Raw genomic sequence first — 22,267 nt, 5'->3', positions numbered from 1 at the left:
TCCAGGCTGGAGCTTCTTGCAGTGGACGACCTAATTTACCTCTCTCGCCGCCCTTGTCAGCAGCCGCTGATAAAACAGGCCGATGCCGATGAGCACCGCGCCGAGGCCGATGAAGGACAGCGCCCGTAACACCCCTTCCAGTTCCGACATGTCGAAGACGAAGACTTTGAGCACGGCGATCGAGATCAGCGCCGCCGACGCTATGCGCAGCACCTGGGACTTCAGCCAGACACCGGCGGTGAGCAGCACCACGCCGATGACCAGCCACAGAGCCGAATAAGTATAGGTCTCAAGCTGGCCGAGACCGCTCCACAGTCCGATGAACTCACCCTTGAACAGGCGCCTGACCGACAGCGTGGCATAGGCAAAAGCGAGCACCGCCGCCACCACCGCCAGCATCGCCGCATACCATTGCGGCCGCTTGTCACGGGAATAGAGTGCCAGTGCGCCTGCCGCGACCGCCGGCAAGAGGTAGGCGAGGAACAGAAGGTTGAACACCGGAATGCTGCCGGTCGATTCATCGGTCAGCAACGGGTTCAACGCCAGAAAATGCTGGAGGACGATGAAGGCGACCGAGACCACGCCCGCTGCAATCGAGCCGTAACGCAGCACCTGACTTGGCGAGCGCATGTCGATAGCGACCAGGATGGCACCGGCACCGATGGCGATCAGCGTGTAGATCGCCTGTTCGGCAAGCGTTGCAGCAGCCGTATCGATGACGCCGCCATGCATGGCATGGCGCACCAGCATGGCGACGGTGAGCAGGCAAAACAGCGCGGCGCCGGCCTCCATGGCAAGGCGCGGTCGGCCATTGGTAGTTCGGGCAAGCTGCCAGGCGGCAAAACCGAAAGCGAGCGCCGGCACGCCATATCCAAGCAGCAGCCAGTTGAACACCGGCGTCTTCGACAGGAACTCGGCACCGACGATGGTCGGGTCGAAGGCAGCGCGGCCAAGCACTGCAATCACCGCACCAACGGAAATCCAGCCAAGCACCGGATAGCTACGCCAGCGCGTCGCCAGCGCCGGCACGGCGGCGGCTGCTCCGAGCAGGATGGTTGTCCAGCCGGAACCAAAGGCCATGTGCAGCATCAGCAGGCCGGCAATCGCCGCGCCGCCGAGCGCGAAGGAGACGGCAGCGCCGCCGGTCAGCGGCGGCGCTTCGCCGCGTGCTATCCATTCGCCGCCGGCGACGAAGACGCCGACCAAAACGGCTGCGACCGCCGCATAAGCAAGGTCACGGTCGAGATTGCCGAAGGTAGACCAGAGCGCCAGCAGGATGACCAGTGGCGCGACAGCGCTCCAGGCCGCCCATGTGGCGGCGCGCAGCCAGCCATGGGCCGCAAAACGGCGCGCTGCCCAAAAGCCGAGGCCGATGAAGACCAGGCCGAGAACGATGCCGACCCTGAGCATCAAGGCATCGGACGCCACAACCGGCATGCCGTCGACGCCAAGAGCGCCGCCCGAAAAATCGGAAGCGATCGTGGTCGGCGGAATGATGCCGAGATAGACCAGTACCGTCGCCAGCCCGGCGGCGTGCAGCAGTGCCAGCGCCCGCGGCCGATAGAGCGCCACCCCCACCAGGGCTGCGACAAGGGCGGCACCCGGCAATGCACCGCGGATGGCGGCGAAGGCCGGATCGACAAACAGGGCCAGCGCCGAAAGCCCGACGAAGAAGCCCGGCGCGATCGACGGCCAATCGAAGCCGCTGCCGGCGACCGTTTCGTCGCGGCGGCCAAGCCAGACGAAGGCGAGCACGGCCAGTGTCACCCCGTCGATAAAAAGGATGACGGAAAGGTTCGTCCCCGGCGCTTCGGTCATGTAGAAGACGGTCCAGATGCCGGTGGCGACGAAGGCAGCGGCCATCAAAAGGCTCCAGTCGCGGATACGGGCGATGACGCCGGTGGCGACGAGCACGATCGCCAGATAGCCGAACAGCGCCCACGGATTGGGCGCCTGCGAGGCGACCAGCAGCGGCGTCACCATGGCACCGAGCAGGCCGACGCCGGCCAGCGCCTGACCGTGGACCAGGCTTGCCGCGATCGTCGCCACCCCGATGGCGCCGAGCAGCGTGAAAGCGAGCGTCGGGCCGATGAAGCCGTAAATGCTGTACGCGGCGTAGACGGTACCGAACAGGATGAAAGCGCCGGCGGCCGTCAGGATTGCCGGGATATAGGCACCGGCGGCACCTTGCACCGGCACCCTGAAGCCGGTGCGCCGGATGAACTCGCCGCCGGCGACCAGCACCAGCCCGAGTGCCGCCGTCATGGCGAGCCGCACGCGCGGCCCGAAAATGCCGGCCTCGATGGTGTAGCGGATCAGGAACAGGCCGCCCAGCGCCAGCGCGATGCCGCCGACCCAGACCGCCCAGCGAGTACCGAGAGCCGTTTCGACGTCGGACTGGCGAGCTGGCTTCGCCGCGGCCGCCGGTAGCGCCGACTCCGGCGCGGATGGCGCCGCGGTATCGGCCTCGGCCTCTGTGGCTGATGCGACCGCTGCGGTCCCTGGCGATGCCAGGTCGGCTGCGGCCGCAAGCGGTATTGCGGCATCCGCCGGTTTGCTGTCGTTTGCTGCCGGTTCTTTGGCTTGCAGCGGCAGCGCAGGCATGCCCGAAAGCACAAGGCTGCGCAAGGCGCCAAGCTCGCGCTCGATCAGGCCGATACGGCCCTGCTGGCGTGAAATGATGACGAACAGCGCGATGATGGCGACGAGGCCAATCAGGCTTTCAAACATGGCGGTTCCCCCAAACCAGGCCAGTTGTCACTGACATTCAATGTTCAGTGACATTCAAATGCGGCGGCCAAACGGCCGGTCCATTCAACGTGCCACCAGATTGGCCGCCGGACAGATCGAGCATGTTTCAGTGCCGAAAGCCAGCAGCTTGCCGTTGACATCCTTCAGCGCCGCTTCCGAAACCGCCAGCGTGCCGCCCTTTGTGCCAAGGCCGAGCGGCGAAACGTTGCCGGGATAAGGTTCAACGTCGCTCATCTGGTGGTCTCCCCGGCGGTTTCTGCGGCGCTCGCCTTGCCGGATTCATGGCCGGGTGAGTGATGCCTGCGCAAGGCGGCGAGAAACCCGGCGCGGGCGCCGGGAGGCTCGATGCCGCGCGGTTCGTAGACATGGCGGGTCAAAAAGAAGCCGGTCAGCCGGAAGGCGTCCTCGATCGCCGCCGGATCGGCGCGCAGCCCGGAGCCGCGCTGCAGGAAGGCCGGCAGCGCCAGCATCTTGTCGCGCCACGGCGCGCCCGCCGCGCGCGACACGGCGCGGCCGGATTTCGGCGAGACATAGGCAAGATCCTGCCTGGTGCCGGTCGCCGCACACTGGCTGAGATCGAGGCCGAAACCGAGTTCGTCGAGGACCAGCAGCTCGAAGCGGGCCACCAGCTCGCCTGCGGCATCGGCATCGTCGAGATGAGCGATCATCACCGCAAGCGTCTCGAAAAGGCCGCCATGGGCGTCACGCTCGGGCAGAAGACGCAAATGTGCGGCCATCGTCTGCAGGCCGTAGACGGCAACGGCGCTGTCCATCAGCCGGGCGGCGTTCATCTCGATCGCCTCGACCTGGAAGGTGCCGAGATGCTCGTCGAGCCGCGCCCGCCACAGCAGGTCGACGCGATTGCCGGGCTGCAAGACCGGCTGCTGTTTGCGCGAACGGCCGCCGCGCACGAGGCCGAGATGGCGGCCATGCACGCGCGTCATCACCTCGAGGATGGCGCTGGTTTCGCCATGCTTGCGGGTGCCCAGAATGATTCCCTCGTCGCGCCATTCCATGACGAGAGCTTGTCACCGGTTGGATGGCGAAATCAAGATGAGCGACTATCCGCCGCAAACCAAAACGGCCCGTAGCGTATCGCTACGGGCCGTTCGGAGATACTGGCTTCGATTAGAACGAGCGCTGGAAGCGGAGAATGCCGCCGACGCTGTTTTCCTTGTCGGCTTTGGTGAAATTCGTGACGGAATCTTCACCAAGATGCAAGTAGTCGACTTCGGCTGTGATCTTGAGACCCTTGACGATTTCATAGGCGATGTTCGCTGCAAGGCCGAAGTTCTTGCCTTCGTCATAGGAGAGCTGGGTGTTGAACGAGATCTTCTCGTTGATAGTGTAGGTGCCACCCCCCCAGACCGCCCAGTTGCCGCTCCACTGCTTGTAGAAGCCACGACCGTGGGCGTCGATCGCGTTGCCTGCGTCATCCGTGAGGTTGTCGTCGGTGCCGTAGCCGCCCATGATGAACAGAGACAGGTTGTCCATGGGCTTGACGTCCAGGCGAACCTTGCCGGCCACTTCTTCATAGTTGCTGTCATAAGCGACGACGCCGGTGATGGCGCCCCAACCCTGCGTGTATTTCACGCCCCCGACGACATGCGGAACGTAGCTGTCGATCGTACCAACGACGCCAGAGCCTTCTTCGAGCGAGACCACGGCCGAGAAGCCAGTGCCGGCGTCGAAATAGTACTGGACGACATTCGTGTCGAAGGCACCATACGGAACCAGCGTATCCTGGATGACGCTACCGGCATAGCCGATGAACGTGTCGAAGGCCGATTCGTCCTTACCGACGCGCAGACCACCGAGTTGGATCCAGGCGAATTTTAGCGACAGGCTCCTGTTATGGGCTTCGTTGGCGAAGATGTAGTCGTTTTCATTACCGAAGTTGAAGCGGGTCTCGGTGTAGGTCTTCAAGGTGCCGAGCTCGGTTTCCTGGCCGGTCCAGGTCTTAAGCGTGAAGCGGGCGTTCTTGCGGTAGGTGTCATTCGCGCTGCCATCATCATGGTCGCCGGTGACCGCACCGTCGAACGAGCCGACATCACCCACGCCGATATCGTAACGGACATAGCCGCCGATGCGCAGGCAGGTTTCGGTGCCGGGGATGTAGAAGTAGCCAGCGCCGTAAACGTCGCAGATCTTGACGTATTCGGCGGGTTCCGGCTCGGCAACGACGACGGCGTCAGCGGCGCGCGCGCCGGATACTGCGATCAGCGCCGCAGCGGAGCCGAGAAGCAGGCTCTTGATGTTCATTTTCTGACCTCTCCAGTCAAAGTTAAAAATGGTTTCGAATTTTGTGGCTGAACAGCAGCATTCCCCGCCTCACCCCACATCGAAAAAGGCTCGCACCGCTCCCCCTTTTCGGCGGCGAACATACCCAACCGCGCTTGATCCTCAATGACTATTCCGAAAATAATTATGGTTTTTGCAACAGAATAAATTCGTGTTGCGCAAATATCACGTTCGTTTAATCCACCAAGCTGAAATGACACAAATGGCACATTGTCACGTAAGTTAGAAGAGTACTTGTACGTTAGCCGTCCAATTGCAGCCCAACGTTTATCTACCCATCTAGAAAATTCGAAGGGTAGAAGGAAATTAAGCCAGCTTCATACGTGCTTCGTGCTGAGCAGCAACGGCAACATCCGCCACCAAATCCTGTTTAAGCAACTCAATTGGAATACGGCCGCCGAGCACGGCAGCGGGGCGGATCAGCCAGTGCCATGCGCGCCGCGGATTCGGCATTGCAGACAACACTTCCCGGATGCCGGATGCCGGCCTGCCGTCGACGAACTGCGCCAGCGGAAACACATGTTTGCGGCCGCCGGTGCGCAAGGCGACGACCCTACTGCTCCGCTGCCAACGATGCAGGGTCGACCGGGATATACCGAAATTGTCTTCCAGGAATGTCGGTCCGGCGACGCGACCTGCCCAGTCTTCGACCCGCATCGAATCGACGTCGTCTCGTCCGGCAGGCCGGCTTGAGACGTGTATGCTCCGGCCTTCAAACCCCGATGAGGCAGACGCCTCGGTGGCTTGGCCGCCGGCTTCCGCTGCCAGTATCCTCACGAACTGCAATACCCTGTCAGGCAGCCTTTCCTGCATGGTGTCGATGGCCCGAAGTTCGCTCGGTTGAAGTAGGGCGATTGCAGCGGCGATGGCTCCGGCGATCCTGCCCGCCGAACCAATCGCATCGTCATCGATGATTTGATCTCGCCGCGCCAGCACCCGCTCGATCTCAACAGCGACGGCATTTGCAACTCGGTCTGACGGATGGGGTCGATGCGATTCCAAGTCCTCATCATGTCCTAGATCTGGCTGCTTGCCCGTCACTTCCGTGTTGCTCGGAAGCGGGTCTTTCGCACAGCCTATACGGAGCATGTATGACGGAGGGACGACGAACGAGAACCGTCCAAGCGGCGACGTAAGGACCGGTCTGACCGCCGCTTGTATCAGAGCCGCGCGTCTTGACCTTAGCCGATCTCTAATGCGGAAACTCCAGCCCCATCTCGCGGTAGCGCTCGGGATCGTCGCCCCAGTTCTCGCGCACCTTGACGAACAGGAAGAGATGCACCTTCTGCTCGAGGATGCCTGCGATTTCCATGCGCGCGGCCTGGCCGATGGCGCGGATCGTCTCGCCCTTATGGCCGAGCACGATCTTCTTCTGGCTGTCGCGCTCGACATAGATTGTCTGGTCGATGCGCACCGACCCGTCCTTCTTCTCTTCCCATTTCTCTGTCTCGATGTGGGAGGAATAAGGCAGTTCCTGATGCAGCCTGAGATAGAGCTTTTCGCGGGTGATCTCGGCTGCGAGCTGGCGCATCGGAAGGTCGGAGATCTGGTCTTCAGGGTAGTACCAGGGTCCGGCCGGCAGGGTCTCGGCGAGATAGTCGAGCAGGTCCTTGCAGCCGGACCCCGTCAGCGCCGAAACCATGAAGGTGCGCTTGAACGGCACCCTTTCGTTGGCTGCCGCCGACAATGCAAGCAACGTCTCGTGCTTGACCCGATCGACCTTGTTGAGGATCAACACCATCGGCTGCCGGACATCCTTCAGCCGCTCGAGGATGGCATCTGCATCGCCCCGGATGCCGCGCTCGGCATCGATCAAGAGCAGCACGATATCGGCGTCCTTGGCACCGCCCCAGGCTGTGGTCACCATCGCGGTGTCCAGCCGGCGCTTCGGCTTGAATATGCCCGGCGTGTCGACGAAAACGATTTGCGCGTTGTTGTGGGTGGCAATGCCGCGCACGATGGCGCGCGTGGTCTGCACCTTGTGTGTCACGATCGACACCTTGGCGCCGACCAATTGGTTGACCAGCGTCGATTTCCCCGCATTGGGCGCGCCAATCAGCGCGACGAAGCCGGAGCGGGTAGCGGGCGCTTCTGTTGCGGGAGCTTCGGTGGCGGTCATGCGGCACTCCCTTGATCGAGCCAGACGCCTTCCCGCTGCAGAAGTGCCGCGGCTGCAGCCTGCTCCGCTTCGCGCTTGGAGCGCCCGCTACCGGTCGCCGGCGGATAGGCGCCGACCTTCACACTGACGGTGAACAGCGGATCGTGGTCCGGTCCCTCGCGGCTGTCGATTATGTAAACCGGCACTGCGCTTGCCGCCTGATGCGCCCATTCCTGGAGTTCGGTTTTCGCATCGCGACGGGCGGCGTCAATGGCTTGCGAGCGCGGCTGCCAGTATCTGTGGATAAAGGCACGGGCCGCTTCCAACCCGCCGTCGAGATAGAGCACGGCGATCAGCGATTCCAGTGCATCGGCGCGCAGATTGACGCGCTTGCGCCCATCGAGGCCGCGTACGTCCGAACCGGCGCGAATGAGTTCCGGCAGGCCGATCTCATCGGCGATTTCCGCCAGGGCCTCGGCGTTGACCAGGGCGTTCAGTCTGAGCGACAGCTCACCCTCGGCAGCGTCGGGAAATGCCGCCAGCAGCATATCGGCAACGACAAGGCCGAGAACGCGGTCGCCCAGGAATTCGAAACGTTCGTAGTCGACGCCGGCATGACTGCCGCGAGCGCTGGCATGGGTCAGCGCCCGCTGCAGGCGCTGGTGGTCGCCAAAACTGTGGCCGGTGCGCTCCTTGAGCGCCTCGGCGAGCGCATCGGCGGTCAGCCGTTTCGTCGCCGCCATGGTCCTAATTGACGAAATGGAACAGGCGCGAGGCGCGCATCTGCGACGGCCATTTCCAGATTTCGAGCGGGCTGGCGCTGCCGCCGATCGAGAAGAAAATGAGGTTGGCGCGGCCGACCAAATTCTCGTCCGGCACGAAGCCGACGGTGAAGCGGCTGTCCGACGAGTTGTCGCGATTGTCGCCCATCATGAAATAGTGACCGGGCGGCACCTTGAACTCTTTGGTATTGTCGCCGATCGAAGCCTGCGTCAGGTCGAGCGTGTCGTAGCTGACGCCGTTCGGCAGCGTCTCGCGATAGACATCGACCGGCCCGTTCTCCTCGGTGATGTCGCGGTTGTCGATCTGCCCGACTTTGACGCGCGGCACGCCCACGTCGTTGATGAAGAGCTGGCCATCCTTGACCTGGATCTTGTCGCCCGGCAGGCCGACGACGCGCTTGATATAATCGACAGAAGGATCCGGCGGAAACTTGAACACCACCACGTCGCCGCGCTTCGGCTCGGAGCCCCAGATGCGGCCCGAAAAGATGTTCGGCCCGAACGGCAGCGAATAGCGGGAGAAGCCGTAGGACCACTTGGTGACGAAGAGATAGTCGCCTTCGAGCAAAGTCGGCCGCATCGACCCGGACGGGATCGAGAACGGCTGGAACAGGAGCGTGCGGATGACCAACGCAAGCAGCAGGGCCTGGACGATGACGCTGACGGTTTCGCCAAGTCCACCGGATTTCTTCTGGGTTTTTTCAGCCACGCTCATGTCGTCCTCGATTGTGCGTTGGATGGTATAGAGTCTCGGCGCGCGCTGGGCAACGTCATGCCGGTGGTCAGATGCAATCAATGTGGCGCTTCTTCGACCGGCAACGCTTCAATGATCACAAAGGCTTGAGCGAGCGGAAAATCATCGGTTATGGTGAGGTGGATCACGGCTCGGTGCCTTTCAGGCAGGATTTCGTCCAGCCGCGCTGCCGCCCCGTTGGTGAGCGCCATGGTCGGCTTGCCGCTGGCCAGGTTGACGACCCCCATGTCACGCCAGAACACACCCTGTGCAAGACCGGTGCCCAACGCCTTGGCGCAGGCCTCCTTGGCGGCGAAACGCTTGGCGTAGGAGGCCGCACGCGCCGCGCGGTTTTCAGAGCGCGCCTGTTCGATCTCGGTGTAGATGCGTTGGATGAAGCGCTGACCGTGACGTTCCAACGACTTCTCGATGCGTCTGATGTCGATGAGATCGCTGCCGATACCGATAATCATTCGGCGGGAACTTCCGGCCCGGTTTTTCCAGCCTTTGCCGCTCTTTCGGCCAGACGCTTGCGGCGCTGCTCCTGGAAAGTGACCATGCCCCAGCGGGTGATGCCGTAAAACAGCAGCCCGAAAACCAGGCCGAGCGGTATTGCGCCAACCGTCATCGGCTTCAGCACCGGTCCCCACAATTGCGCAAAGGAAAGATTGTGCAGCATGTCGCCGAGATGGGCAGGCGGTCCGTGTGCCGGCAGGTGTTCATGCAGGATCAGCTTGCCGACCTCCCAGGAGGCGGCCCATAGCAGCGGAAAGGTAAGGGGGTTGCCGAAGACCGTGCCGAGTGCTGCGGCAACCAGATTGCCGGCGATCAGCCAGCACAGGATGGCGGCAATGATGAAGTGGAAGCCAAGCGGGAAAAACGACGCGAATACGCCCGCCGCAACACCGGCGGCCACGGCATGCGGCGTGGCTCTAAGCCGCAGGATGCGCTTGGAAAAATACCGCAGCGAGCGCGAGAACGAGCGGCGCGGCCACAAATAAGTACGCACCCGCTCTAAGAAACCATCAGGCTTGCGCCGTCGAAAAAGCACTCTGTTCCTGTTCCTAGTTCCGTCAATAGCTTCACGCCGGCTTCTCCAGCCGGGCGCGACAGCCCCATGCTGCGCTCTGCGGTCGCCGAAAAGCAACTACGACTTTGATATAGCGATGCGCTGGCCGAAGAACAACGAGGCCGAGGGCATCCGCTCGGTGGCCGGTCGCGCCAGCCTTGGGTATCGCCGTTCTGAACAGGGCATGATCGCGGCGAATTTAAGGAGGGCCACTTAGGGTCGATATTCGCTGACCTCGACGAGGTTGCCGTCCGGGTCACGAAAATAGACGGACATCATCGCGCCACGAGCGCCGGCACGCTCGACCGGGCCGACCTCTATCACCACGCCATTGGCGGCGAGGTTGGCACATATCTCGGCGAGCGGACGGGCGGCAATCAAGCAGAAATCTCCGGAGCCCGGGGTCGGCGCCTTGGCCTTCGGCTCGAAGGTGTGCCCGACCTCATGCACATTGATCTTTTGCGTTCCAAACAGCAGCGCCGTCGGCCGGTCCGGCTCGTCGAGGCGCTTGAAGCCAAGCACGCGCTGATAGAAGGCGCAGGTGTCTTCAACGGAGCGAACCGTCAGCACGAAATGGTCGATACCAGCAATCACGGCAGCGCCTCTTGACTTGTTTTATGCATTTCTTTGTCCCAAAACCGCTGCACATGCTCGGTTCAAGCCCGAGGATAAGCTTTGGGCGACATGCATTAGATATTGCGGCTGCCCGGCTTGATCGCCGGTAGGGCGGCAAGCTCGGGCGGCAGCCTGTCGGCCGGATAGGCCGGAACCTCGTATTCGGCGAGCGCGATCAGCGGCACGCCGACATCGGTCTTGCCGGCCGAGCGGTCAATGATGCACGCAGCGGCAACGACATCGGCGCCAAGTGCGCGCAGACAGTCGATGGTCTCGCGGATCGACAGGCCGGTGGTGACGATGTCCTCGACAATGACGACGCGCGATCCCTTGGCGATCTCGAAGCGGCGCAGCCTGAATTCGCCCCCTTCCCGCTCGACCCAGATCGCCGGCACACCAAGATGGCGCGAGGTCTCATAGGCCGGGATCAGCCCGCCGATCGCCGGGCCGACGACGTAGTCGATCCTGCCGGGCACGCCAGTGCGGATCTTTTCGGCGAGCGCCTTGCACAAGCGCTCGGTCTTGTCGGCATGCATGAAAACGCGCGCCTTCTGCAGGAAGACCGGGCTGCGCAGGCCGGACGTCAGGATGAAATGCCCTTCAAGAACGGCGCCGGCCTCGCGGAAAATGCCCAGCACTTCGTCGGTGTTCATCTTTCACTCCATGCCCATGGTGAATGTGAATGGTGAATTGTAGTGAGTAGTGAGTGCACTCTCTTTCACTATTCACTATTCACTATTCACTATTCACTATTCACTATTCACCCATTCACGCGTCGCGCGTCGCTGACGCTCGAATTGTCCTTTAGCTGCGACAGCAGCCTGTTCAAGTGCTTGAGGTCCCACACTTCGAGATCGATCAGCATTTCGGTGAAATCGGGCGCGGTGCGCACCATCGACAAAGTGTGGATGTTGGCATCGTTGGATGCGACGACTTGCGCAATGTCGGCTAGCGAACCCGGCGCGTTGATGGCGGTGACCGAGACGCGCGCCGGGAACCGCTCCTTGGTGCGCTCGTCAATATCCCAGCGCACGTCGATCCAGCGCTCGGGCTGGTCGTCAAAGGCCTGCAACGCCGGCGACTGGATCGGATAGATGGTGATACCGGTTCCCGGCTGCACGATGCCGACGATGCGATCGCCTGGCACTGCCCCTTCCGGCGCGAAGCGCACCGGCAAATCGCCGCGCACACCGCGGATCGGCACCGCATCGTCGCGCGGCTGGTTTTTATCCTTGCGCGCGGCGCGGCCCGGAATCTGGAACAGCATGCCGGCGGCATTGCGGATCTTCGACCAGCCCTCCTCGCGCTGCTTGGGCGCGACCAGCGTGACGCGCTCGTCCTTGTAGTCGGGAAACACCGCCTTCATGACATCGGTGGAGGCAACTTCGCCTCGGCCGACCGCGGCCAGCACATCCTCGATGTCCTTGCGCGCGAGGCGGTGCAGCACCGGCTTCAGGCTTTCCTTGGTGAAGGTCTTGCCGGACCGTTCGAAGGCGCGCTCCAGAATGCGGATACCGAGACCTGAATATTGCTTCCGAATAGCGTTCTTGGTGGCGCGGCGGATGGCCGACCGCGCCTTGCCGGTAACCACCACCGATTCCCATGCCGCAGGCGGCACCTGCGCCTTCGAGCGGATGATCTCAACCTCGTCGCCGTTCTTCAGCTCCGTCATCAGCGGCATGATGCGGCCATTGACCTTGGCGCCGACGCAAGTGTCGCCGACATCGGTGTGGACGGCATAGGCAAAGTCGATCGGCGTGGCGCCGCGCGGCAGCGCGATCAGCATGCCCTTCGGCGTAAAGCAGAACACCTGGTCCTGGAACAGTTCCAGCTTGGTGTTTTCGAGGAAGTCCTCGGGGTTGTCGCCTTCGGCAAGCTGCTCGATGGTGCGCCGCAGCCAGGCATAGGCATTGGTTTCCTTCGAGATCGCATGGGCGGCACCATTCATCTTGCCGCCGGTATCCTTATAGATCGAATGAGCGGCGACGCCGTATTCGGCGATCTTGTTCATCTGGTAGGTGCGGATCTGCAATTCGACGCGCTGGCGCGACGGGCCGACGATGGTGGTGTGGATCGAGCGGTAGTCGTTCTGCTTCGGCGTGGAGATGTAGTCCTTGAAGCGGCCGGGCACCATCGACCAGGTGGTGTGGATGGCGCCGAGCGCCCGGTAGCAGTCCTCGACGGTATCGACGACGACGCGAAAGCCGAAGATGTCGGACAGCTGCTCGAACGACAACGCCTTGGCTTCCATCTTGCGGAACACCGACCACGGCTTCTTCTGCCGGCTCTTGACCTCGGCCTTGATCGAATATTTGTCGAACAGCGTGGAGAGCGCCTTCTCGATTTCGGACAGCACGCCCTTGTTGCGCTCGAAAATTTCGGCCAGCCGTGCGGTGACGGCGCGGTAGGCTTCCGGATTGATGAAGCGGAAGGCGATCTCCTCGAGCTCCTCGCGCATGCCTTGCATGCCCATGCGCCCGGCCAGCGGCGCATAGATATCCATCGTTTCCTCGGCGATGCGCAGGCGCTTGGCTTCCGGCACATGGTCGAGCGTGCGCATGTTGTGCAGGCGGTCGGCGAGCTTGACCAGCAGCACGCGAACGTCTTCCGAGATCGCCAGCAACAGCTTGCGTAGGTTCTCCGCCTGCTCGGCCTTTTTGGAGACGAGGTCGAGCTTCTTCAGCTTGGTCAAGCCTTCGACCAGCTTGCCCATTTCCGGGCCGAACAATTCGTCGATCTCGGCCCTGGTCGCCGTGGTGTCCTCGATCGTGTCATGCAGCAAGGCAACGGCGATCGTCGCCTCGTCCATATGCATTTCGGTGAGGATGGCGGCGACTTCGAGCGGATGCGAGAAATAGGGATCGCCGGAAGCGCGCTTCTGGTGGCCATGCTTCTGCATGGCGTAGACATAGGCCTTGTTGAGCAGCGCCTCGTTGACGTCAGGCTTGTAGCGCTGGACGCGCTCGACAAGCTCATACTGACGCATCATGGGCGGGATCTCGCAATGCTGAAATGAATCATGCGCCGCACTGGCGTACGGCGCATGTCATAGATAGCCACGAAACTGCCGACGCGAAAGTGTCGGCAGTTGTCGCTAAGATCAATAATCGTCGCTTTTTTCCGGCGGCACCAAACCTTCGATGCCGGCCAACAGGTCTTCTTCGGTCATGCGATCGAAGGTGACGTTGTCCTCGGCGTCGTCGGCATCGGTGGCCGCAACGGCGCTGCCGGTCTGGTCGGCAATCGCCTCGCCATCGGCTTCCGGCTCATCGACCTCGACATGCTTCTGCAGCGAATGGATGAGATCTTCCTTGAGGTCGTCCGGCGACAGCGTCTCTTCGGCGATTTCGCGGAGCGCAACGACCGGGTTCTTGTCGTTGTCGCGCGGTACGGTGATCTGCGCGCCCTGGCTGATCTGACGGGCGCGGTGGCCGGCCAGGAGCACCAGCTCGAAGCGGTTGTCGACCTTGTCGATGCAATCTTCAACGGTTACGCGGGCCATGAGTTGCCCCTTTCATGCCTGGATTTAACGGAAAACAGGCGCGGTCCATAACCCGAACGCCGCCAAAATACAAGCTTTTATGGCGGTGCGCAGCTCCGACGCGGGCCGCCTGCGACGACACAGCGCCGATCACAATTGCTTGCAGTGCGGCATGGCGCCTTGGATTGCCGTAAAACTGGCGTTATCTCGAACAATGAAGGCCAACAGGTCTATTATCAGACCGGTATCAGACTGGCCGGTAGTCGCGACGCATTTAGACGACCGCTTATTTCGAAAAAGGACATTTTTCCATGTTCGATCCTCGTGAAAAAATCGCTCTCTTTATCGACGGTGCAAATCTCTACGCCACCTCGCGCGCGCTGGGTTTTGACATCGACTACCGCAAACTTTTGTCGAGCTTCCAGAAACGCGGCTATCTGCTGCGCGCCTATTACTACACCGCGCTGGTCGAGGATCAGGAATACTCCTCGATACGTCCGCTGATCGACTGGCTCGATTATAACGGCTTCAAGGTGGTGACCAAGCCGGCCAAGGAATTCACCGACTCGACCGGCCGGCGCAAGATCAAGGGCAATATGGATATCGAGCTGACCGTCGATGCGCTGGAGCTTGCCGACGTCGTCGACCATTATGTCATCTTCTCAGGCGACGGCGATTTCCGTACGCTGGTCGAGGCGCTGCAGCGGCGCGGGCGCAAGGTGTCGATCGTCTCGACGATGGCGTCGCAGCCGCCGATGATCTCCGACGATCTGCGCCGCCAGGCCGACCATTTCATTGACCTGATGACACTCAAGAACGAAGTCGGCCGCGATCCGTCGGAGCGGCCGGTGCGTCGGCCCGAACCGGCCGAAGTCGACGAGGAAGACTATTGACGGTCGTTGCCTTGACCGCGCCCCTGGTCGTCTCGCCCGAACCCGATCGCGATTGCCCGCTCTGCCCGCGGCTGCACGACTTCATCGCCGAGTGGCGGCGGCGCGAGCCGTCCTGGTTCAACGCGCCAGTGCCGACCTTTTTGCCGCCGGAAGGCGAGGATGCGGTGCGCTTGCTGATCGTCGGCCTGGCGCCTGGCCTGCGCGGGGCGAACCGGACGGGGCGCCCCTTCACCGGCGATTTTGCCGGCGACCTGCTCTACAACACGCTGATCGCGCACGGCTTTGCGCGCGGCGAATTCAAAGCGCGACCAGATGACGGGCTGGAGCTTGTCGGTTCGGCGATTACCAATGCGGTGCGCTGCGTGCCGCCGGATAACAAGCCGGTTGGCGCCGAGATAGCGACCTGCCGGACGTTCCTGGTACCGACGATTGCGCGGTTTCCAAATCTGCGCGCTGTGCTGGCGCTGGGCTCGATCGCGCACCAGTCGACCGTGCGGGCGCTCGGCCAACGCGTTGCCGCCTATCCGTTCCGGCATGGTGGGCAGCAGCAGGCCAATTGCATCACTCTGTTTTCCAGCTATCATTGCTCGCGCTACAACACCAATACCGGCGTGTTGACGGAAGCGATGTTCGTCGACGTCTTCAGTCAGATAGAAGCTTTTCTGAAGACATAGAGTCGGACGAGGCCCGCCAGGGCACGAGCCTTAGATTCGGGCGATCGCAAACAACCAGGCCAGGAGATCCAGCAACCACAGAAACAGTGCAAGCTGCAGCGCGACGCGCAGGCGTTGGATGATCCGCCAATTGCTGGCCATGTCGGATTTGATGCGCAGCAAGCGCTCATTGCATCCCGTCCACGGTTGCGGGAGGGTGCTGGTCGACGAAGTCCTGGGGCAGCTTCTTGGGATCGAAACGGAACGTATAGTTATAACGGCCACAACATAATCGCGACCAGCAGTCCGATCAGAAAAAGCAACGTCAGTGCCAGCCAGTCCCAAGGCCCTACGCCATCCAGGAGCGCCCTGCCTCTAAGGAGAGAACTCGCGAACGCAGTTGCGAAAATCAGATTGCCGGCGCGCGTATTGAGACTTTCAACCACGCCCTGCTGGTGTTGGAGGCCACGCACCGCCTCCGCGTAGACAAATGCCAGGCGGGGGTCGCCGCCGTCCGCCGCTGCAGGCGGGGCGTTGCTGTCATTGGTCGATGAAGGGCGCTCCGGCATCAAATGCAGTTAGCACAGCGCCGCCCCGATACGAATAGTTGGTGGAAGCATAAAGGCGGGACGGTGACGTTCAACTTTTAGGGAAACAATGAATCGGGCGGCGATTGATCAATCTACAAAATCCCATGAAATCTCAGCTTTGAACCTCGCAATCGCCTCCTCGACTAACCCCAAAGGAATATCCTTCCGATACAGAGTTACCTCTCGGGTTCGCCTTGTGTCGTCACGGAAAATCTCCAACACTTGGTCGCCTTCAATCCAAAGCTCGACGCCGATTCCGTCCCGGTCGGCTACGTCGCTTGCGACTATCCAAGATTTTTTTGGTCCTGCGGTCATTGGCTAATCCAGAGTATGCGGCCAAGCTAGCGTATCTCTGCCGATAAAGTCTGCAAAACGGTCGTAAGCTGAACTCGAAACTGAGACGCTATCGAATAGCCGTATTTGTCAAGGCTTCGTCGTTCTGTCATCGCGCCACTGAGGGTGCTTTCGGGCGGACAGGAATAGTGTCAATCCGACGCCGTCGCTTCAGGCGCTGCGGCAAACATCGCTGCCAGCGTCGCCGGCCCGCCTTGGAGAACATTCAGGTCGACGTCGCCGCTGATGCCGTCGACGCGGCCCCGGTTGTGGTACTGCCAGTAAATCCAGTCGTCATGGCCTGGCCGCAGCGCCAGCGAACGCAGCCAGCGCGGGCGGCCGGCTACCTGCCCGGCATAGGCTTGCGCGGCCTCGTCGGTCACATAGAGGATGGCCGTCTTGCCGAACGCTGCTTCGACCGGGCCGAGGAAGGCTGAGAGTTCGGCCCTCAGTTGTTCGGGAGTTGGGCGCTGCGGGCAATTGCCGCCGAACTCGATGTCTACCACCGGCGGCAGCAAAGGCTGATCGCGCGGCACCACCGAGATGAAGTTGCGTGCCTGATCGGCACCGGGCCTGCAGAAGGTGAAAAAGTGATAGGCGCCGACGGCAAGGCCGGCGGCGCGGGCCGCACGCAAATTGCCCGCGAAGGCATCATCGACATGGTCGCCGCCTTCAGTTGCCTTGATAACAGCGAAGGCGACATCGTCGGCGGCAACACGCCGCCAGTCGATCTGCCGCTGATGGTGGGAAACGTCGATGCCCCTGACCGGATATTTGCCGCGATCCGGAGAAAACGTCTGAAAGTAAGTATAGCCGCCGGCCAGGATGAGGCCTGCCATGAGCAGACCGGCAGCACCCCACAAGACGATCCGGTTTTTCAACAGAGACCTACCCCCATTGGCCCGCCCTGCCCGCCGCCATGCTCCGGGCGTTCGTCGCTCGAAAAGCCAAATCATTGGCTTTTCGTCCGCTTCGGACCGCCCTCACCCTCGCTCTTTCAGCAGCCGGCCCTTCTCGCGCGACCAGTCGCGCTGCTTTTCGGTCTCGCGCTTGTCGTGCAGCTTCTTGCCGCGGCCAACGGCGAGCAGCAGCTTGGCACGGCCCTGGTCGTTGAAGTAGATCTTCAGCGGCACCAGCGTCATGCCTTCGCGGTCGACGCTTTGCGCCAGCTTGGCCATCTCGCGCTTGTTGAGCAGGAGTTTGCGGCGACGGCGTGGCTCGTGGTTAAAGCGGTTGGCCTGCAGGTATTCCGGCAAATAGGAATTGATCAGCCAGATCTCGCCGCCCTCGACCGAGGCGTAGCTGTCCTGGATGTTGGCCTGGCCCTGGCGCAGCGACTTCACCTCGGTGCCGGTCAGCACAAGACCGGCCTCGATCGTGTCGAGCACCTCATAGGAAAACCGCGCCTTGCGGTTTTCCGCAACGGTCTTGTTGTTGGGATCGGCTTTTCTGACTTGATTCATGATGCGGAGAGGTGGCGCCTCATCCCTAGTTTATCAAGCCGGCGTGCTTCATCGCCGCGTCGATCTTCTCGGCGGTCGACGGCTCGACCGTCATTAGCGGCGAGCGCAGCACGTTTTCGACCTTGCCCAGCTTCGACAGCGCATATTTCGCGCCGGAAACGCCGGGCTCCATGAAAATCGCCTTGTGCAGCGGCAACAGACGGTCCTGCAGGTCGAGCGCCTTGGCGCTGTCGCCGGAAAGCGTTGCCTCCTGGAATTCGGCGCAGAGCCTGGGCGCGACATTTGCGGTCACCGAGATGCAACCGACACCGCCATGCGCGTTGAAGCCGAGTGCCGAGGCGTCTTCGCCGGAGAGCTGGATGAAATCCTTGCCGCAGGTGGCGCGCTGCTCTGAAACCCGCTCGACCTTGCCGGTGGCATCCTTGACGCCGACGATGTTCTTGAAGTCGTGCACCAATTGCCCCATCGTCTCCGGGCTCATGTCGACCACCGAGCGCGGTGGAATGTTGTAGATGATGATCGGCAGGCTGGTCGCCTTGGCGACGGCGGCGAAATGCGCATAGAGGCCGCGCTGCGTCGGCCTGTTGTAATAGGGCGTGACGACAAGGGCCGCGTCGGCGCCCGCCTTCTCGGCAAACTGGACCAGGCCGACCGCCTCTTCGGTGTTGTTGGAGCCGGCGCCGGCGACGACCGGAACCCGGCCCTTGGCGACCTCGATGCAAACCTTGACGACTTGGCGGTGCTCGTCATGCGACAGCGTCGGCGACTCGCCGGTGGTGCCGACCGGGACCACGCCCGTCGTGCCTTCGGCGATCTGCCAGGCTATGAACGCGCGAAAGGCTTTCTCGTCGAAACGGCCGCTCTTTTCGAACGGTGTGACGAGCGCGGTCAGCGAGCCTCTCAGCATGTCGTCCAACTCCTTGGGGCCTTTCGGGTTTTGTCGTGCGCTGCCTTCTAGCCGAAAGCGAAGCCGCGCACCATAGTCTCGACATTGTTGCGCGGCAAGCATTGCGCCGGCAATCGCAATTCGAACGACCTCAATAAGATTTTCTTTACGGGCCCTTCACCACCGACGAATAGGCTTCGGTTCAACTGTGCCTGCTGTAATGTCGAAGAACAGGAAATGACCAGATCCATGCCGGCCAGGCGGCCTCATCTTTTCGCGCTTTTCGGCGCGATCGTCGCGCTGATACCCGGCGCGGCGATCGGCGGCAGCGTCGATATGCGGGTCACGTCGGCGATCCCGATGACGGCGCCGGACAACGATGCGCTGCCGCAGTCCCCGTCGCCGTCCGCCAGCGTTGCGGTGCTGAAGAGCGGTCTCGACGCGCTGGCGGCAAACGACATTCAGCGCGCGCGCCAGGTGCGCGAGGCGCTGCCGACCAAATCGCTAGACCGGCACATCCTTGCCTGGGCGATAGCGCTTTATGGCGGCGACCAGGTGCCGAGCGGCGACATCGCCGATGCCGCGAAGATGCTGCCGAACTGGCCGGGCACGATCGCCTTGCGCAAGAACAGCGAGCGCGCGCTCTATCGCGAGAACCCCTTGCCACATGTCGTGGTGCGGGCGTTCGACGGCAGCCAGCCGCTGACCTTCGAGGGCGTGGTGATCCTGGCCCGCTCCTATGTAGCGCTGGGCGATACGAAGGCGGCGCGCTCGGTGCTGTCGCCATTCTGGCGCACCGAAAAGCTCGAAGCCAGGGACGAGGCGGCGGTCATCCGCGAGTTCGGCGCGCTGATCCCGGCCGCCGACCATCGCTTCCGCATGGAGCGCATGTTCTATGCCGACCGGGTCGCTTCGGCGCTGCGCGTCGCCGGTCTCGCCGGCGCCCAGCAATTGGCCGACGCCTGGGCGGCAGTCACCAAAGGCGACAAGAACGCGGCCAAGCTGCTGAAGGCGGTGCCGACGGCGCAGCGGGCGGCTGGCTATCTCTTTGCTGAAGCCGAATATCTGCGCAAGCAGCAGAAATTTTCCGACGCCGCCGCGCTGGTGATGAAAGCGCCGGGCGACCGTGACGCGCTGGTCGATCCGGACGCCTGGTGGGTCGAGCGCCGGGTGCTGTCGCGCGAGCTGGTCGACCAGGGCGACATGAAGACCGCCTACAGAATAGTCGCCGCGCACGCCTTCGAAAGTGCCGCCAAGGCCGCCGAGGCGGAATTCCACGCCGGCTGGTACGCACTGCGTGGCCTCAACGATCCCGCCACCGCCGCCAAGCATTTTGCGCGAATCGCCGAGCTCGCCCAGGGGCCGATGTCGCTGTCGCGCGCCTATTACTGGCTCGGCCGCGCCGCCGAAGTCGGCGGGCCCGGCAATGACAAGGATTATTTCAGCCGCGCCGCCAGCTACGGCACGACCTTTTACGGCCAGCTCGCCGGCGAGCGCGTCGGCCGGCAGACCCTCAACATCGTCTACCCCCAGCCAAGTGCCGCCGACCGCCGGAATTTTGCCACCCGCGAGGCGGTCAGCGCCATCAAGCGGCTGCAGGAGGCCGGCTATGACCACTACGCCGAAACGCTATACCGCGATCTTGCCGGGCAGCTGAACAGCCCCGGCGAACTTGCGCTGCTGGCGGCGCTGGCGGAAAGACAAGGCAACCATTTCATGGCGCTGAAGGTCGGCAAGATCGCCGGCGCCCGCGGCATCGACGTCGGCGCGCTGTCGCATCCGCTCGGCGTCATTCCCGACACCGCCAACATCACCGGCTCGGGCAAGGCGCTGGCCTATGCGATTGCCCGGCAGGAAAGCGAGTTCAACATCGGCGCTGTCTCCAGCGCCGGCGCGCGCGGACTGCTGCAGCTGATGCCGGGCACGGCCAAGCAATTGGCGAAGAAGGCCGGCATCACATTTTCTCAGGCCCGGCTGACCACCGATGCCGGCTACAATGCAACGCTGGGCGCTGCCTTTCTCGGCGAGCAGCTCGGCCGTTTCGATGGCTCCTACGTGCTGACCTTCGCAGGCTACAATGCCGGCCCCACCCGCGCCGCCCAGTGGGTGGCGAAATACGGCGACCCGCGCGGCAAGGACGTCGACGCCATCGTCGACTGGATCGAGCGAATTCCCTATACGGAAACAAGAAGTTACGTCCAGCGCGTGATGGAGAATTACGAGGTCTACAAGATGCGCATTTCCGGCAAATACGACATTGTCGGGGATCTGGTGAACGGCCGAGGGTGACGACCGGGCTTCAAGCCAAGTCAGGCTGCGATCCTTCGCGCCCCCCTCTGTCCTGCCGGACATCTCCCCCTCTAGTGGGAGATTGGCAGCTTCGCTGAGGGGTACTTTTCTGCAACTTGGGATGTTATCGAAAACGGAGATGATGGCCGATCTCCCCCCTTTGAGGGTACCCTTGTGGGGGAGATGGCCGGCAGGCCAGAGGGGCGCTGTCCGCCGACATCTCGAAGATTCTCAGCGCCGACGCTTCGATTTGACCGCCTCTGCCCTCGCCTGTAGCTGTCGGAAACGACCCGGACGAGGCAAGGGAATACCATGGCAAGCCAAGGCTTCTCCGACTTCTTCTACGCCGCGCCGGACGGGCTGTCCCTGCACGCCCGCATCTACGACGAAGCGAATTCCGGCCATTGGCCAGTCGTTTGCCTGCCCGGCCTGACCCGCAATTGCCGTGATTTTCACGAGCTGGCGCTTTATCTATCAGTGCAGGGGAAGCGCAAGGTCGTCGCTTTCGACTATCGCGGGCGCGGGCAGTCCGCCTACGATGCCGATATCGGCCATTACAATATCGGCATCGAAGCCGGCGATATTCTCGCCGGGCTGGCGGCGCTGAGCATCGAGGAGGCTGCCTTCATCGGCACGTCGCGCGGTGGATTGATCATCCATGTGCTCGGGGCGATGCGGCCGGCCGTGCTGAAGGCCATCGTCCTCAACGACATCGGCCCGGTGATCGAGTCGCAAGGTCTCGCCCATATCCGCTCCTACCTCGACCCCATGCCAAGGCCGAAGACGTACGCCGAGGTGGTCCGCGACCTGCGCAGCATCCATGGCCCGGATTTTCCGGCGCTGACCGATGCGGATTGGGAGCGGATGGCGTCAGCCTTCTACCGCGAGGCCAAGGAGGGATTTCTGCCCGACTTCGACCCGAAACTGGTCGACACGCTGGCGGGCCTAGACCTCACTCAGCCGCTGCCTGATCTGTGGCCGCAGTTCGACGCGCTGGCGGCGGTTCCGATGCTCGTCATACGCGGCGCCAACTCGAAGCTGCTGTCCGCGGAAACACTCGAGCAGATGCGCACGGGCCATGCCGACATCGAAACGATCACGGTCGACGGCCAGGGGCATGCACCGTTCTTGGAGTCCGGGATCCTTACGGGCAGGATCGCTGGTTTTTTCGAGCGGGCGGAGCGGCGGGGTGATGGGAAGTAAAGCTCGAGAACTGAGGAATTTAATGGGCAGTGCTGCACCGACTTTGAGCGGCCCGAGACATAGGTGACGATTTGTACCGGACACATAGGTAACACTTTTCGGTTTTTGCCGGGAGGTGTTGATGCCG

General features: G+C 62.5%; 23 protein-coding genes. 4 read left to right on the top strand and 19 right to left on the bottom strand.

From position 1 onward, the window contains the following. Positions 1–30: 30 nt before the first annotated feature. The 14 genes from NKJ17_RS17495 to rpoZ all read right to left on the bottom strand — a co-directional run bounded on the left by NKJ17_RS17495 (position 31) and on the right by rpoZ (position 13,851). Positions 31–2,730, bottom strand: coding sequence for a DUF2339 domain-containing protein (locus NKJ17_RS17495; protein ID WP_352508509.1), 2,700 nt, complete (start codon positions 2,728–2,730; stop codon positions 31–33). 84 nt (positions 2,731–2,814) lie between these two features. After that, positions 2,815–2,985, bottom strand: coding sequence for a hypothetical protein (locus NKJ17_RS17490; RefSeq protein WP_352508507.1), 171 nt, complete (start codon positions 2,983–2,985; stop codon positions 2,815–2,817). Further along, positions 2,982–3,767 carry a DNA repair protein RecO gene (gene recO / locus NKJ17_RS17485; RefSeq protein ID WP_352508505.1) on the bottom strand — a complete coding sequence of 262 codons (786 nt, stop codon included), beginning with the start codon at positions 3,765–3,767 and terminating at the stop codon, positions 2,982–2,984. Before recO ends, NKJ17_RS17490 begins: the two co-directional genes overlap by 4 nt. Before the next feature lie 112 nt (positions 3,768–3,879). Continuing rightward, positions 3,880–5,013 (bottom strand): porin, encoded by a 1,134-nt coding sequence (locus NKJ17_RS17480; protein WP_352508503.1) that lies wholly within the window; start codon positions 5,011–5,013, stop codon positions 3,880–3,882. 345 nt (positions 5,014–5,358) lie between these two features. Continuing rightward, positions 5,359–6,093, bottom strand: coding sequence for an antitoxin Xre/MbcA/ParS-like domain-containing protein (locus tag NKJ17_RS17475; protein ID WP_352508501.1), 735 nt, complete (start codon positions 6,091–6,093; stop codon positions 5,359–5,361). 151 nt (positions 6,094–6,244) lie between these two features. After that, positions 6,245–7,171, bottom strand: a complete 927-nt coding sequence (era, locus tag NKJ17_RS17470; RefSeq protein ID WP_023677765.1) for a GTPase Era — start codon at positions 7,169–7,171, stop codon at positions 6,245–6,247. Then, complete coding sequence (rnc, locus tag NKJ17_RS17465; protein WP_254820195.1) at positions 7,168–7,893, bottom strand: ribonuclease III; 726 nt, start codon at positions 7,891–7,893, stop codon at positions 7,168–7,170. Before rnc ends, era begins: the two co-directional genes overlap by 4 nt. A 4-nt stretch (positions 7,894–7,897) precedes the next feature. Beyond that, a complete protein-coding gene (gene lepB, locus NKJ17_RS17460) occupies positions 7,898–8,647 on the bottom strand; it encodes a signal peptidase I (protein ID WP_352508500.1) in 750 nt (249 codons plus the stop codon). 77 nt (positions 8,648–8,724) lie between these two features. Next, the gene (gene acpS, locus NKJ17_RS17455) at positions 8,725–9,138 is read right to left on the bottom strand and encodes a holo-ACP synthase (RefSeq protein WP_254820193.1); all 414 of its coding nucleotides are present in this window, start codon (positions 9,136–9,138) and stop codon (positions 8,725–8,727) included. Next, positions 9,135–9,716, bottom strand: a complete 582-nt coding sequence (locus NKJ17_RS17450) for a DUF2062 domain-containing protein (RefSeq protein ID WP_254820192.1) — start codon at positions 9,714–9,716, stop codon at positions 9,135–9,137. Before NKJ17_RS17450 ends, acpS begins: the two co-directional genes overlap by 4 nt. Positions 9,717–9,947: 231 nt before the next feature. Then, the gene (locus tag NKJ17_RS17445) at positions 9,948–10,328 is read right to left on the bottom strand and encodes a VOC family protein (RefSeq protein WP_352480324.1); all 381 of its coding nucleotides are present in this window, start codon (positions 10,326–10,328) and stop codon (positions 9,948–9,950) included. A gap of 95 nt (positions 10,329–10,423) precedes the next feature. Then, a complete protein-coding gene (gene pyrE, locus NKJ17_RS17440) occupies positions 10,424–11,002 on the bottom strand; it encodes an orotate phosphoribosyltransferase (RefSeq protein WP_352508499.1) in 579 nt (192 codons plus the stop codon). Positions 11,003–11,109: 107 nt separating this feature from the next. Next, complete coding sequence (locus NKJ17_RS17435; RefSeq protein WP_254820189.1) at positions 11,110–13,338, bottom strand: RelA/SpoT family protein; 2,229 nt, start codon at positions 13,336–13,338, stop codon at positions 11,110–11,112. Between the two features lie 111 nt (positions 13,339–13,449). Beyond that, entirely contained in the window at positions 13,450–13,851 is a 402-nt protein-coding gene (gene rpoZ, locus NKJ17_RS17430; protein ID WP_023677773.1) for a DNA-directed RNA polymerase subunit omega, read from the bottom strand. Positions 13,852–14,141: 290 nt separating this feature from the next. Here rpoZ and NKJ17_RS17425 point away from each other — a divergent pair, with 290 nt between their 5' ends. Both NKJ17_RS17425 and NKJ17_RS17420 read left to right on the top strand, forming a co-directional pair. Then, complete coding sequence (locus NKJ17_RS17425) at positions 14,142–14,723, top strand: LabA-like NYN domain-containing protein (RefSeq protein ID WP_292657898.1); 582 nt, start codon at positions 14,142–14,144, stop codon at positions 14,721–14,723. Then, on the top strand, positions 14,720–15,397 hold the full coding sequence (locus NKJ17_RS17420; protein ID WP_352689566.1) for a uracil-DNA glycosylase: 678 nt from the start codon (positions 14,720–14,722) through the stop codon (positions 15,395–15,397). Before NKJ17_RS17425 ends, NKJ17_RS17420 begins: the two co-directional genes overlap by 4 nt. A 30-nt stretch (positions 15,398–15,427) precedes the next feature. On the opposite strand, the gene NKJ17_RS17415 is transcribed toward NKJ17_RS17420, so the two are convergent. The 5 genes from NKJ17_RS17415 to dapA all read right to left on the bottom strand — a co-directional run bounded on the left by NKJ17_RS17415 (position 15,428) and on the right by dapA (position 18,669). Further along, positions 15,428–15,559: a hypothetical protein gene (locus tag NKJ17_RS17415; protein ID WP_352508496.1), complete on the bottom strand. Its 132-nt coding sequence runs from the start codon at positions 15,557–15,559 to the stop codon at positions 15,428–15,430. A 494-nt stretch (positions 15,560–16,053) separates the two neighbouring features. Then, entirely contained in the window at positions 16,054–16,281 is a 228-nt protein-coding gene (locus NKJ17_RS17410) for a hypothetical protein (RefSeq protein WP_352689565.1), read from the bottom strand. Positions 16,282–16,451: 170 nt separating this feature from the next. Beyond that, positions 16,452–17,180 carry a GH25 family lysozyme gene (locus tag NKJ17_RS17405; RefSeq protein ID WP_352689564.1) on the bottom strand — a complete coding sequence of 243 codons (729 nt, stop codon included), beginning with the start codon at positions 17,178–17,180 and terminating at the stop codon, positions 16,452–16,454. 102 nt (positions 17,181–17,282) lie between these two features. Then, entirely contained in the window at positions 17,283–17,762 is a 480-nt protein-coding gene (smpB, locus tag NKJ17_RS17400) for an SsrA-binding protein SmpB (protein ID WP_023768487.1), read from the bottom strand. Positions 17,763–17,787: 25 nt separating this feature from the next. Beyond that, positions 17,788–18,669 carry a 4-hydroxy-tetrahydrodipicolinate synthase gene (gene dapA, locus NKJ17_RS17395; protein ID WP_352647295.1) on the bottom strand — a complete coding sequence of 294 codons (882 nt, stop codon included), beginning with the start codon at positions 18,667–18,669 and terminating at the stop codon, positions 17,788–17,790. A 228-nt stretch (positions 18,670–18,897) separates the two neighbouring features. On the opposite strand from dapA, the gene NKJ17_RS17390 reads away from it, so the two are divergent. Next, positions 18,898–20,937 (top strand): lytic transglycosylase domain-containing protein, encoded by a 2,040-nt coding sequence (locus NKJ17_RS17390; protein ID WP_352689608.1) that lies wholly within the window; start codon positions 18,898–18,900, stop codon positions 20,935–20,937. Positions 20,938–21,249: 312 nt separating this feature from the next. Further along, the gene (locus NKJ17_RS17385; protein WP_352507519.1) at positions 21,250–22,140 is read left to right on the top strand and encodes an alpha/beta fold hydrolase; all 891 of its coding nucleotides are present in this window, start codon (positions 21,250–21,252) and stop codon (positions 22,138–22,140) included. Positions 22,141–22,267 lie beyond the last annotated feature (127 nt).

The sequence above is a fragment of the Mesorhizobium sp. M0208 genome, from assembly GCF_040322015.1.
Lineage (GTDB): Bacteria > Pseudomonadota > Alphaproteobacteria > Rhizobiales > Rhizobiaceae > Mesorhizobium.
Note: the sequence above shows the minus strand (reverse complement) of the source record. Positions and strands in the feature narration are given on the sequence as shown.